Annotated in this window: 11 protein-coding genes; 10 read left to right on the top strand and 1 reads right to left on the bottom strand. The window is 64.6% G+C overall.

Annotated features, from left to right (window positions below):
• Window positions 1-321 precede the first annotated feature (321 nt).
• The 4 genes from rpmB to ftsZ all read left to right on the top strand — a co-directional run bounded on the left by rpmB (window position 322) and on the right by ftsZ (window position 3,222).
• Window positions 322-630, top strand: coding sequence for a 50S ribosomal protein L28 (gene rpmB, locus XF30_RS05435; protein WP_109142134.1), 309 nt, complete (start codon window positions 322-324; stop codon window positions 628-630).
• A gap of 512 nt (window positions 631-1,142) precedes the next feature.
• Window positions 1,143-1,319: a phospholipase effector Tle1 domain-containing protein gene (locus XF30_RS40035; RefSeq protein ID WP_502696157.1), complete on the top strand. Its 177-nt coding sequence runs from the start codon at window positions 1,143-1,145 to the stop codon at window positions 1,317-1,319.
• Window positions 1,320-1,400: 81 nt separating this feature from the next.
• Window positions 1,401-1,913, top strand: a complete 513-nt coding sequence (locus XF30_RS05425) for a hypothetical protein (protein ID WP_192893040.1) — start codon at window positions 1,401-1,403, stop codon at window positions 1,911-1,913.
• Window positions 1,914-1,965: 52 nt separating this feature from the next.
• Entirely contained in the window at window positions 1,966-3,222 is a 1,257-nt protein-coding gene (gene ftsZ / locus XF30_RS05420) for a cell division protein FtsZ (RefSeq protein WP_109142132.1), read from the top strand.
• 184 nt (window positions 3,223-3,406) lie between these two features.
• On the opposite strand, the gene XF30_RS05415 is transcribed toward ftsZ, so the two are convergent.
• A complete protein-coding gene (locus XF30_RS05415; protein ID WP_109142131.1) occupies window positions 3,407-4,084 on the bottom strand; it encodes a hypothetical protein in 678 nt (225 codons plus the stop codon).
• 161 nt (window positions 4,085-4,245) lie between these two features.
• On the opposite strand from XF30_RS05415, the gene XF30_RS05410 reads away from it, so the two are divergent.
• The 6 genes from XF30_RS05410 to XF30_RS05385 all read left to right on the top strand — a co-directional run bounded on the left by XF30_RS05410 (window position 4,246) and on the right by XF30_RS05385 (window position 12,205).
• A complete protein-coding gene (locus XF30_RS05410) occupies window positions 4,246-5,580 on the top strand; it encodes a T6SS phospholipase effector Tle1-like catalytic domain-containing protein (RefSeq protein ID WP_109142130.1) in 1,335 nt (444 codons plus the stop codon).
• 304 nt (window positions 5,581-5,884) lie between these two features.
• Complete coding sequence (locus XF30_RS05405; protein ID WP_036020176.1) at window positions 5,885-6,130, top strand: PilZ domain-containing protein; 246 nt, start codon at window positions 5,885-5,887, stop codon at window positions 6,128-6,130.
• Window positions 6,131-6,489: 359 nt separating this feature from the next.
• Window positions 6,490-7,644: an iron-containing alcohol dehydrogenase gene (locus tag XF30_RS05400; protein ID WP_109145578.1), complete on the top strand. Its 1,155-nt coding sequence runs from the start codon at window positions 6,490-6,492 to the stop codon at window positions 7,642-7,644.
• 18 nt (window positions 7,645-7,662) lie between these two features.
• Window positions 7,663-9,213: an AMP-binding protein gene (locus XF30_RS05395; protein WP_109142129.1), complete on the top strand. Its 1,551-nt coding sequence runs from the start codon at window positions 7,663-7,665 to the stop codon at window positions 9,211-9,213.
• Window positions 9,214-9,625: 412 nt separating this feature from the next.
• A complete protein-coding gene (locus XF30_RS05390) occupies window positions 9,626-11,224 on the top strand; it encodes an ABC transporter substrate-binding protein (protein WP_109145577.1) in 1,599 nt (532 codons plus the stop codon).
• A gap of 33 nt (window positions 11,225-11,257) precedes the next feature.
• Complete coding sequence (locus tag XF30_RS05385; protein ID WP_036002026.1) at window positions 11,258-12,205, top strand: ABC transporter permease; 948 nt, start codon at window positions 11,258-11,260, stop codon at window positions 12,203-12,205.
• Window positions 12,206-12,212: the final 7 nt, after the last annotated feature.

The raw sequence follows: 12,212 nt of genomic DNA, 5'->3' as shown, positions 1-12,212 counted from the left end.
CCGAGCTCTCCCCACCCTCAGCTGTCATGCCCCGCGAAGGCGGGGCATCCAGTACGCCGCAGTGCCTCTGGTCAGCCGCGCCGCCGCGGAGTACTGGATCGCCCGCCTTCGCGGGCGATGACACCGAGGATGGGGCACGAGATCCCGGGTTCGGGCTCTGCCCGCCCCGGGACGACGGGCCAAAAACGGCCCGTCGCCTTGACGCAAGGCCCCTTCCCCCCTATACGTCCGCCCGCTCCCTGCAAGGACGAAAGAATTTGCCCCCGTGGCGCCGAAATGGCGGCCGCACTCGTTGGGGGTTCGAACTAAAGGATTTATGCCATGTCTCGCCGCTGCGAACTGACGGCCAAGGGCCCCCTCGTCGGCCACAAGGTCAGCCACTCCAACATCAAGACCAAGCGCCGCTTCCTGCCGAACCTCGTCAACGTGACGTTCATCTCGGAAGCCCTGGGCCGCAACGTGCGCCTGCGCGTCTCCACCAACGCGATCAAGAGCGTCGACCACAATGGCGGCCTCGATGCCTACCTGCTCAAGGCCAGCACCGAGGCGCTCTCCCCGCGCGCGGTCGAGCTGAAGCGCGCCATCCAGAAGAAGGTCGGCGACACCCAGCCTGCGAAGCAGGCGAGCTGAGATTTTTTGGAATTGGGCGGGGGCTAAGTGGCGTCGCGTGGCGTAAGCTTAGCCAGTAGAGTTTGAGTAGCGGCCGGATCGGAAGATCCGGCCGTTTTTGTTTTGTGGGCGGCGCCTGCGTACCGACGAAAGTGTACTTGCGTGCGGCGACTCATCTAAGCATCTTTTAGTTGCTCCAAATTTGAGTCGCCGCCTCACCACTCGTGAGCAATTTCAAGACGAATTCCGTCGGAAAGTTGAGAATCAATCGACCGCCTTTTAGATACGCCTACGCCCTTGTCAAAATATAAATCTAACTTGCCCAAAGTTTTCGATTCGCGCAACCTGTGGTCGCACTCGACGCCACTTTTGCCGCGCTGCACCCCAGCACACCATTTCCCTCCTCTCGGGATGCCCCTTCATCCGATGGCCTTGGTTCTCCGCCATACTCGCTCCGGTAGCATCCGCCGGCACGCCCCGTAGAGCACGCGCGCGACACCGACCGCGCCCCCTCACCGAACAACCTCGTCCATCTGTTGGACGGCACCGGCAACGAGATCTCGGAGAACATCTCCAACGTCCTGAAGCTCTATCGCTGCCTGCGCAAGACGGACAAGCCCACGCCGCGACAGATGGCGCCCTTCGACTCCGGCGGCCGTCACCGCAGCGCCACCCGTAAACAGCTCGCGCGCGCGTTAACCGTCCATTAACCAACGCATCCTAGCCTGCTGCAATCGTCCAGCCATCACTAGCTCGAAATCCCTTCCCGGTTCGCTCCAGGAGAAGCGCGGATGTGCGTTGAGTTGTTGACGTATGCCGATCTCGGTGCCCGCCTCAATGTCTCGCGCGAGGCCGCGCGGGCAGTGGCGCGGCGTCGGCGGTTGCCGCGCTCGCGGTCGGACGACGGCAAGGCGGTGGTGAGCGTCGATCTCGCCACTCTCCGCTACACCCCCCGCCCGCGACGAGCCCGCCGGGCAGATCCCATCGCGACCTCCCTGGCCAGGATCGAAGCCGTCAAGACCGAGGTCTTCAAGGCGGAGATCGCGCGGCTCGAATCCGTCGCAACCGCCTACAGGGCCGTGTTCGAGCGCGAGCGCGAGCGCGCCGATCGCCTCGCCGTCGAGCTGACGCAGGCGGCCGCCGAGACGACGGCCGCCAATGCATGGGCGGCACGACTGGAAGACGAAGTGACGGCGCTGCGGAGCGATCGCCGCCCTGGCGGCTCGATCGCGGGACACGCGGCGCGTCGGTTGGGACATCTGGCCGCCTTCATTGTGCAAGCAGACCGCGCGGCCCGCAGGTAGGACTCAGAACTTTCTTTAGTCCCCGGCTTGCCGGAGCAATCGCGAGGGAAGAATGACTGGCAACACCGATATTCATGAAATGAAGGCTCGCATCGTCGTGTTCGGCGTCGGCGGCGCCGGCGGCAATGCCGTCAACAACATGATCACGGCCGGGCTGCAAGGGGTCGAGTTCGTGGTCGCCAACACCGACGCGCAGGCGCTGGCGATGTCGAAGGCGAACCGCCTCATCCAGCTCGGCACGCGGGTAACCGCAGGCCTCGGCGCCGGCTCGCAGCCGGAACTGGGACGCGCCGCAGCCGAAGAGGCGATCGACACGATCCGCGAGCAATTAACCGGCGCGCACATGGTGTTCGTGACGGCAGGCATGGGCGGCGGCACCGGCACCGGGGCTGCACCCGTCGTCGCCAGAATCGCGCGCGAGCTCGGCATTCTCACCATCGGCGTGGTCACCAAGCCGTTCTACTTCGAGGGCTCGCGCCGCATGCGCTTTGCCGAAGCCGGCATCGAGGAGCTGCTGAAGACGGTCGACACCCTCCTGATCATCCCGAACCAGAACCTGTTCCGTGTGGCCAGCGAGAAGACCACGTTCGCCAATGCCTTCGCCCTTGCCGACCAGGTGCTTTATTCGGGCGTGGCCTGCATCAGCGACCTCATCGTCAAGGAAGGCCTGATCAATCTCGATTTTGCCGACGTCCTCTCCGTCATGAAGGAGAAGGGCAAGGCCATGATGGGACGGGGCGAGGCTTCCGGCGAGAAGCGCGTGCTCGCAGCCGCCGTGGCCGCAATTTCCAATCCCCTGATCGAGAATCCCTCGATCAAGCGCGCCAGTGGCCTCATCATCTCCATCACCGGCGGCAAGGATCTCATGCTGTACGAGGTCGACGAAGCGGCGACCCGCATTCGCGACGAAGCCGACCCGGACGCCAACATCATCGTCGGTGCGTCGTTTGACGAAAGCTTAGAGGGCATCGTCCGCGTCTCGGTGGTGGCGACGGGTATCGATAATCTCGATCCGGCGCAGGCGCTACCAGTGGAAACCGCCCTCACCCAGCTCGCCGGCAGGCTGCGCAACGACGGCCGCCGCATCGCCGATCGCATCGAGCGCAGTGCCCCCCTTCCGCAAGCGGCAAGCCCGCCGCTGCGGCCGCAGCCGCACCACCCCGTGGGACCGCCGGCACGGCCGAGCCTGGACCATGCGCAGCAGGCGGCGCTTCAGCCGCTGGATCCTTACGGGCGTGCGCCTGCGCGCAATGCGCCCGACGAGAGCGCTCTCGATATTCCGGCCTTCCTGCGCCGCGCGGCGAACTGAGCGGCGGCGAGCGGGGAAGTTACCTGCTCGGCAACCAGCGAGCCCAACGACAACTTGTCATCCCGGGGCGCGACGAAGTCGCGAGCCCGGGATCCATAACCACCATCGTGAGTATGGATTCCGGGCTCGCGCCAAGAGGCGCGCCCCGGAATGACGGCGTAGAGCGTGCGCAGCCGCCGAGGCTTCAGGCCGCCGTGCTGTGCGGCTTCTCCGCTGCTTCCTTGTCCGTTTCCTTGTCGCGGGACAGCCAGGCCGGAAAGCGCAGCAGGCGTTCGTTGGTGTCCTTCGGCAGCTCGACGGGCGGCACTTCAACGGCCGAACTCGGCAAGTCCAGCGCCGCGTGGCCGGATCGCACTGCATCCGCGCGCTGATCCAGTTCACGCAACAGGGGATCGAGCACGCTGTCGACCTCGGTCGCCACCGACACCAGGAAACTATTGAGCTCGCGCGCCTCGGGCACAACGGCCGCCGCCGATTCGACCGCCCTGGAGAGACCGTCCACGACAGGTGCAAACGCTCCGGCGGCTTGCTTGATTCGCGTCTTGATCAGTTCGATCTCGCTCAGGACGCGCTCACGCTCTCGCCTTTTCTTCTCCTCCGAAAGGCGGGCTTCAATTTCGGCGATCTGGGCCGTCAGGGTCGTGGCTTCGGATGCGAGCGCATCGCGTCTGCCGCGCGCGCGATCGAGATCGCGGCTGAGATTGTCCACTAAGTCGTCCCTTGCGAACATGGCTTTGCTCCATAGGACAGGCGTTCTGCCCTGTAGGACGGCCTTGGCGCGAACCGCCAGCCTCGCCATCGACCGCATGGCCGGATCGGCCGAAACAGGCATCAACTTCCGTCGCGTCACATGGGCCGACATGGTGATCCCCCATCGTCGACATTAGGCAACCGCATGGTTAACAAGAGATTAATGTCAACACAGCCTTCGGCCATGGGACCGGGTGCCGGCGACGTCGCCTCCTCGCTGCCATCCATTTTCCGCTATACTCGCCCCGGTAGCATCCCCCGGAGGCGCATCCCATGGAATCCGCCCACCCCGCCGACCACAAGCCCGCCGGCAAGAACCTCGTCATCTGCTGTGACGGCACCGGCAACGAGATCTCTGAGAACATCTCCAACGTCCTGAAGCTCTATCGCTGCCTGCGCAAGACGGACAAGACGCAGCCCAGGCAGATGGTGTTTTACGATCCCGGGGTCGGCACCATGACGGAGCCGTCGACGTGGGGGCGCTGGAAGGCCAACATCAAGCTGGTGTGGGGGCTCGCGACCGGATACGGGCTCGATGACAACGTGCTGTCATCCTATTGCTTCCTGGTTCAGCATTACGCGCCCGGCGACAAGATCTATTTGTTCGGCTTCTCGCGCGGGGCTTACACGGTGCGCGTGCTGGCGGGGCTGATCCACAAAATTGGTCTGATCTCGCCGGAGCAGGCGAACCTCGCAGGCTCGGGCCTCATCGCCTACAAGCAATATTCCGGCAGCGGGCGCGGCAACGACGTCGAGGATATCAAGAACATCGTGTTCGACGAGAGCGGGCCGCTGCCGAAGGACGAATTCGACCTCGCCGCGCAGTTCGCGCGCATCACCTCGACGCGCTGGCCGACCATCCATTTCGTCGGCGTCTGGGACACGGTGGCGAGCGTGATCGTGCCGCGCGCCGATCGCTTCTACTGGCCGAGCCTGGAGGAGCTCGCCTTCACACTGCGCGATCCCAGCATCAGGATCTTCCGGCAGGCGATCGCGATCGACGAGCGGCGGCGCATGTTCCGCCTGAAGCCCTACGCGGAGCCGCAGGAGTTCTGGAGCAACCGCTACGTGCCTGACGAGAAGAAGGTGCCGCAAGACATCATGCAGGTGTGGTTCGCCGGCGTGCATTGCGACGTCGGCGGCGGCTATCCGGAGGCCGAGAGCGGCGAGTCCAAATATCCGCTGCTGTGGATGATCGACGAGGCCGAGAAGGCCGGGCTGAAGTTCAACCCGCGCACGGTGAACCAGCTCGCCTGGGGCGTCCAGCGCAAGAACTCGCCGTTCACCTACGTCGAGCCCGCTTTTACCGGGAAGAGCGGCATGCTGCACGATTCCATGACGGCGGCCTGGCGCGTGCTGGAGTTTTTGCCGAAGCGCGCGAAATACCGGGAATGGCCGGCGCGGAAAGTCTATTTCGGCTTCTACATCCCCGATGGCGAGCCGCGTCTGATCCCCGAAGGCGCACATGTGCATGAGAGCGTGCTGAAGCGCATGGCGGTGGAGCCGGACTACCGGCCGGTGAACCTGCCGAAGGATTACGTGACGGTGCCGATGCCGGTGCCGCCGGGGCTGGCGGCGGGGATCGAGGTGGTGCCGGTGACGGAGTGAGGGCGTGGGCACGGCTCGCTGCTCGTCATTGCGAGGAGCCCTTGCGACGAAGCAATCCAGGCTGCCTCCGCGGAGGGATTTCTGGATTGCTTCGCTTCGCTCGCAATGACGGGTGCGGAGACAGACGCGCGCCACATCGCCATTCCCCTCCAGGGAGGGTGGCAGCCCGCTACCGGCGCTTTCTGCTTTCGCTGACACTTTTCGTTAAAATTCTCGGGCGCGGCTTAGGGGGATCGCATCAACTCTTTTCCATGATTGGGACAGATCAGCCGCCGCGACCTGCGGAATTGGAGGAGACGTGCCAATGCATCCGCGCAAGTTTGTCCGTGTGAAGCCCGCGGGCCTGGTGTCACGCCAGGCCAAGATCATCACCGACCCGCGCGCGCCGGTGATCCCGTGCACGCTGATCGACTATTCGCCCGGCGGAGCCTGCGTCGATCTCGGCGGCCAGGTGGCGATTCCCGATCGCTTCGAGCTGCTGCATGTCAACACCAAGAAGCGCTGCCGCATCGCCTGGAAGCGCGGCACGCGCGTGGGCGTGGTGTTTTGAGGGGATAGCGGCCGGTTGCTGGCCCTGCGGCCCTGCCTTTGTGGCAAGGACTCGCCTTGGAGAGATTTTCCCTTGCAGCCATCCTTCGAGACGCCCGCTTTAAGCGGGCTCCTCAGGATGAGGGTGGAGTGCGCGGCGGCAGTTTCTCGACGGGCACCGGCGCCGATGAGCCTCATCCTGAGGAGGCGCGTAGCGCCGTCTCGAAGGACGAGGCGTGCGCGCCGGCCGCCGCCACATCTCACATGCAACAGCCCCGCCCCTGCGCTGCAAACGGTCAGCGTCTTCGCGCATGACTGACGTGGCGGGGTCGGCTAGATTGCGGCCACAACAACACCAACGAATTGTCCGGGGAGACAGGCGTGCACCAGGGACGTGTCGTGTTCGGCGCGATCGAGGAGGTCGTGTTCGGCCGTCCTGCGGCCGGTGCCATCGTCGCGCAGATGGACCGGCTCGGAACGAGCCGTGCCTTCCTGATGGTGTCGGGGACGCTGAACCGGCAAACCGACGTAATCACGAAAATCAGAGAGGCGCTCGGCGCCCGCTGCGCCGGCCTGTTCGATGCGATGCCGGCGCATACGCCGCGCGAGGCTGTGATCGCGGCGACACAAGCGGCGCGCGCGGCGGAGGCGGATCTGATCGTCACAATCGGCGGCGGTTCCATCACCGACGGCGCCAAGGCGGTGCAGCTCTGCCTTGCCAACGGCATCGACGATATCGCCGGCATCGACCGCATCCGCGTGCACAAGGGCGTCGCGCCCGAGATGAAGGCGCCCATCGCGCGGCAGGTCAGCGTGCCGACCACGATCGCCGGCGGCGAGTTCTCATCGATCGCCGGCGTCACCGACCGCGCGAGCCACGTGAAGCAGATGCTGCGGCATCCGCTCGCCGTGCCGCGCGCGACCATCCTCGATCCTGCCATCACCGTGCACACGCCGGAATGGCTGTTCCTGTCGACCGGCATCCGCGCCGTCGACCATTGCGTCGAGGCGATCTGCTCGCGCGAGACGCATCCTTACGCCGATGCGCAGGCGGTGAAGGGCCTCGCCATGCTCGCCGACGCGCTGCCGCGGGTGAAGGCCGACCCTTTAGATCTCGATGCGCGGATGGACGCGCAGATCGGCACCTGGCTGTCGATGGGCGCCCTCGCCGCCGGCGTGCCCATGGGCGCGAGCCACGGCATCGGCTACGTGCTGGGCGGGGCCTTCGACGTGCCGCACGGCTACACCTCCTGCGTCATGCTGCCGGCGGTGATGCGCTGGAACGCGCGCGACAATGCCGAGCGGCAGATGATCGTCGCGGCCGCGATGGGCTATCCCGGCCGCAATGCTGCCGACGTGCTCGATGCCTTCATCCGCTCGCTCGGCATGCCGCGCAGCCTCGCCGACGTGCGCATCTCGCCGGAGCATTTCGACGCGATCGCGGAAGCCGCGATGCGCACGAACTGGATTCCGCGCAACCCGCGCAAGATCGAGGGCCCCGCCGATGTGCGCGAGATCCTGCTGCTTGCCGCCTGATCGACATCCGGAGGATCGATGTACACAGGTCACCACGCCCGCCTGCGTCCGCTGCAGCCCGCCTTCATCATGGCGGCGACCGGCGAGGCCGTCACCTATCGCGACTTGGAGGCGCGCAGCAACCGGCTGGCGCACTTGTTCCGCCAGCACGGCTTGAGGCGGCTCGACCATTATTCGATCTTCATGGAGAACAATGCGCGTTATCTCGAAGTCTGCGGCGCGGGCGAGCGCTCCGGGCTCTACTACACCTGCATCAACTCGTTCCTGACGCCGGGCGAGCTCGCCTATCTGCTCGTCAACAGCCAGTCGAAGATTTTGATAACGTCGATGGCCAAGCTCGCCATCGCGCGCGAGGCGATCGAGGCTTGTCCCGACATCAAGCTCTGCATCGTCGCCGACGGCCCGGGCGAGAGCGAGCGCATCGTTGGCCTATCGGAGGTGACCGCCGGCCTGCCGGCAACGCCGATTCCCGACGAGTGGCTCGGCACCGCCATGCTCTATTCCTCCGGCACGACGGGACGACCTAAGGGCATCCTGCGCCCGCTGCCGGAGGAGAAGCCGAAGCACAATCTGCCGCTGTTCGATTTCCTGTTGAGGCTCTGGCACTACCGCGAGGGCATGGTCTACCTGTCGCCGGCGCCGCTCTATCATTCGGCGCCGCAGGCGGCCGTGAACCTCACGATCCGCATGGGCGGCACCGTGATCATCATGGAAAGCTTCGATCCCGAGCGTTACCTGCAGCTGGTCGAGCAATGGGGCATCACCCACACGCAATTGGTGCCGACGATGTTCTCGCGCATGCTGAAGTTGCCGGAGGAGGTGCGCGCCCGCTACGATCTATCCTCGCTGGAGATCGCCATCCACGCCGCCGCGCCCTGTCCGCCGCAGGTCAAGGACGAGATGATCAAATGGTGGGGACCGATCATCCACGAATATTACGGCGCCACCGAAGGCCTCGGCTTCACCGCCTGCAACAGCGAGGAATGGCTGGCGCATCGCGGCACCGTCGGCAAGGTGCTGCTCGGGGACCTGCACATTCTCGACGAGAACATGCGGGAATGCCCGACCGGCACGCCCGGCCAGGTCTGGTTCAAGACGGCAACGCCGTTCGAATATTTCAACGATCCCGAGAAAACCAAGGAGGCGCGCTCTGCCGATGGGAGCATGAGCACGGTCGGCGACGTCGGCTATGTCGATGCCGACCGCTTCCTATACCTGACCGACCGCGCCACCTTCATGATCATCTCCGGCGGGGTGAACATCTATCCGCAGGAATGCGAGAACCTCCTGATCACCCACCCCAAGGTGGCGGACGCCGCGGTGTTCGGCGTACCCAATGCCGATCTCGGCGAGGAGGTGAAGGCGGTGGTGCAGCCGATGCCCGGCGTGGAGCCGGGGCCGGCGCTCGCCGAGGAGCTGATCGCGTTCTGCGCAAAGTCGCTGTCGCGGCAGAAGGTGCCGCGCTCGGTCGATTTCGAAAAGGAATTGCCGCGGCTGCCGACCGGCAAGCTGTACAAGCGGCTGCTGCGGGACCGGTACTGGGGGAACAAGGTCTCGCGGATCGTGTGAGGGTTTCCGCTACGTAAGGTGCGCAAGCAAGCGCCATACACGCAACTGTCTTCCCGGGGCGCGACGAAGTCGCGAGCCCGGGACCCATAACCCCAGGGAGGAGTTGCGGCATGAGCTGGCAACTCCAAGTCTTCGCCAAACTCCTCCCTTTGGCTATGGATCCCGGATCGGCGCGCGCTTAGGGCGCGCTTGTCCGGGATGACAGCGGAGGTTGCTGATGCGACCTCGCGCAAACTCTGCACAGGAATCGGCTCTTCGCACCTGCACTCCCCATCGTGAGAGAAGCGCCTGAGATATTCCGTCATCCGAATTGTCGAGGGCGCAGCGAGCCTTGCGGGTTGCCTCGCTGCACGCGCCTCGCTATCGTCTGGATAAACAGGCCGCAAAAGGCCGAGGTCCAGGGAGGATGAGCATGCGGAGCGTGTGGGCGCTCGCCGCAATGGCGGCGTTATCTGTGCTGACGGCCTCAACTGCCACGCTCGCCGGCGAGCCCAAGCAGGGCGGCATTTTGCGGATGTATCACCGCGACAGTCCGGCCAACGCCTCGATCCTCGAGGGCGCGACCTATTCGATCAACATTCCCTTCATGGGGGTGTTCAACAATCTCCTCATCTACGATCAGCACATCGCGCAGAACAGCCCCGATACGCTGCGGCCGGACCTCGCCGAAAGCTGGTCCTGGAGCAGCGACAACAAGAAGCTGACGTTCAAGCTGCGCCAGGGCGTGAAATGGCACGACGGCAAGCCGTTCACCTCGGCCGACGTCAAATGCAGCTTCGATCTGTTGATGGGCAAGTCGCAGCAGAAGCTGCGGCAGAATCCGCGCAAGGCCTGGTACAGCGAGGTCAACGAGGTCACGACCAACGGCGAGTTCGAGGTCACCTTCGACCTGAAGCGGCCGCAGCCCTCGCTGCTGGCGATGCTCGCCTCCGGCTACACGCCGGTCTATCCCTGTCATGTCTCGCCGGCGGACATGCGCACCCATCCGATCGGGACCGGGCCGTTCAAATTCGTCGAGTTCAAGGCCAATGAATCGATCAAGCTGACGCGCAATCCCAATTATTGGAAGAAGGGCCTGCCCTATCTCGACGGCATCGAGTACACCATCATCACCAACCGCTCGACCGCGATCCTGGCCTTCGTCGCCGGCAAGTTCGACATGACCTTTCCGACGCACATCACGATCCCGCTTTTGAAGGACATCAAGTCGCAGGCGCCGAATGCGACCTGCGTCGTCGAGCCGACCAACGTCTCGACCAACATCATCGTCAATTCCACCTCCGCGCCGTTCGACAACATCGACATCCGCCGTGCGATGGCGCTCGCGCTCGACCGCAAGGCGTTCGTCGACATCCTGTTCGAAGGCCAGGGCGACATCGGTGGCACCATGCTGCCGCCGCCGCAGGGCCTCTGGGGCATGCCGAAGGACCGGCTGGAGACCATTCCTGGCTATGGCCGCGACATCAATGCCAACCGCGAGGAAGCCAAGAAGCTGATGCAGAAGGCGGGCTACGGTCCGGACAAGCGCCTCGCCGTGAAAGTCTCGACGCGCAACATCGCGGAATATCGCGACCCCGCCGTGATCCTGATCGACCAGCTCAAGACCATCTATATCGACGGCGAGCTCGACGTCGTGGAAACCGCGAACTGGTTCCCGAAGGTCGCGCGCAAGGATTACATGCTCGGCCTCAACCTGACCGGCAATGCCGTCGACGATCCCGACCAGTCGTTCTACGAGAACTATGCCTGCGGCTCGGAGCGGAACTACACCAATTATTGCAACAAGGAGATCGAGAAGCTGTTCGACGTGCAGTCGCAGGAGACCGACATCGGAAAGCGCAGGCCGCTGGTGTGGGACATCGACAAGAAGCTGCAGGAGGACGTCGCCCGCCCGATCATCTTCCATGCCCGCGCCGGCACCTGCTGGCACCCCCACGTCAAGGGCGTCACGATCATGTCGAACAGCTCCTACAACGGCTTCCGCTACGAGGACGTGTGGCTCGACAAGTGACGCGACGCTAACGGCTGGCGCGGAGGGCGGTGCATGTTTGCCTATCTGGTGCGGCGCCTGTTCCTGATGTTCGTGACCCTGTTCGGGATCTCGATCGTCATCTTCTTCCTGCTGCGCATCGTGCCGGGCAACATCGTCGACATCCTGTTCGCCGCCGCCGGCTATGTCGACCCGGCCGACAAGGCCAATCTGGAGAAGGAGCTCGGCATCGACCGTCCCCTGATCGTGCAATATTGGCACTGGATCAGCGGCTTCATGCGCGGCGATTTCGGCTTCTCCTACGTCTCGGAGAAGCCGGCGCTGCAGGAGATCCTGCCGCGGATTCCGATCACGGCAAAGCTCGCCGGCCTCGCGCTGCTGTTCTCGGCATCGATCGGCATTCCGCTCGGCGTCATCAGCGCGGTGAAGCAGGGCACGAAGCTCGACTACGCGCTTCGCGTCGTCAGCCTCAGCGGGCTGTCGCTGCCCTCGTTCTGGCTCGGCCTTCTGATCCTCACAGCGTCCGTGGCGATGTTCGGGCAGATGCCGATCTTCAATCCCAACCCGAAGACCTGGCTCGAGGCGTTCGCGACCTACGCCGTGCCGGCTGCCGCCGTCGGCTTCCGCAGCGCGGCGCTGACCATGCGCATCACGCGCTCCTCGATGCTGGAGGTGCTGCGGCAGGACTACATCCGTACCGCCCGCGCCAAGGGGGCCTCCGAAGCGGCGGTGAACTATCACCACGCGCTGAAGAACGCGATCCTGCCCGTGATCACCGTGATCGGCATCGAGGCCGCGTTCCTGATCGGCGGCCTGATCGTCACTGAGACCGTGTTCAACATCCCCGGCGTCGCGCGCTTCCTGGTGGAGGCGATCCGCTGGCGCGACTATCCGATCGTGCAGAACCTCGTGATGTTCATCGCGGTCGTGGTGGTGTTCGCCAATTTCACCGTCGACATGCTCTACGCGGTGTTCGACCCGCGGATCAGGTACACGGATTAGGAGATCA

The sequence above is a fragment of the Bradyrhizobium sp. SUTN9-2 genome (genome assembly GCF_003122645.1).
In the GTDB taxonomy this organism is placed as follows: domain Bacteria; phylum Pseudomonadota; class Alphaproteobacteria; order Rhizobiales; family Xanthobacteraceae; genus Bradyrhizobium; species Bradyrhizobium yuanmingense.
The sequence above is the reverse complement of the archived record's forward strand: the minus strand, read 5'-3'. Positions and strand labels throughout refer to the sequence as shown.

Bases quoted from the DNA above. Each gene is read 5' to 3' on its own strand.
- rpmB (WP_109142134.1), top strand. From the start codon at position 322: ATGTCTCGCCGCTGCGAACTGACGGCCAAGGGCCCCCTCGTCGGCCAC.
- XF30_RS05425 (WP_192893040.1), top strand. From the start codon at position 1,401: ATGTGCGTTGAGTTGTTGACGTATGCCGATCTCGGTGCCCGCCTCAAT.
- ftsZ (WP_109142132.1), top strand. From the start codon at position 1,966: ATGACTGGCAACACCGATATTCATGAAATGAAGGCTCGCATCGTCGTG.
- XF30_RS05415 (WP_109142131.1), bottom strand. From the start codon at position 4,084: ATGTCGGCCCATGTGACGCGACGGAAGTTGATGCCTGTTTCGGCCGAT.
- XF30_RS05410 (WP_109142130.1), top strand. From the start codon at position 4,246: ATGGAATCCGCCCACCCCGCCGACCACAAGCCCGCCGGCAAGAACCTC.
- XF30_RS05405 (WP_036020176.1), top strand. From the start codon at position 5,885: ATGCATCCGCGCAAGTTTGTCCGTGTGAAGCCCGCGGGCCTGGTGTCA.
- XF30_RS05395 (WP_109142129.1), top strand. From the start codon at position 7,663: ATGTACACAGGTCACCACGCCCGCCTGCGTCCGCTGCAGCCCGCCTTC.
- XF30_RS05390 (WP_109145577.1), top strand. From the start codon at position 9,626: ATGCGGAGCGTGTGGGCGCTCGCCGCAATGGCGGCGTTATCTGTGCTG.
- XF30_RS05385 (WP_036002026.1), top strand. From the start codon at position 11,258: ATGTTTGCCTATCTGGTGCGGCGCCTGTTCCTGATGTTCGTGACCCTG.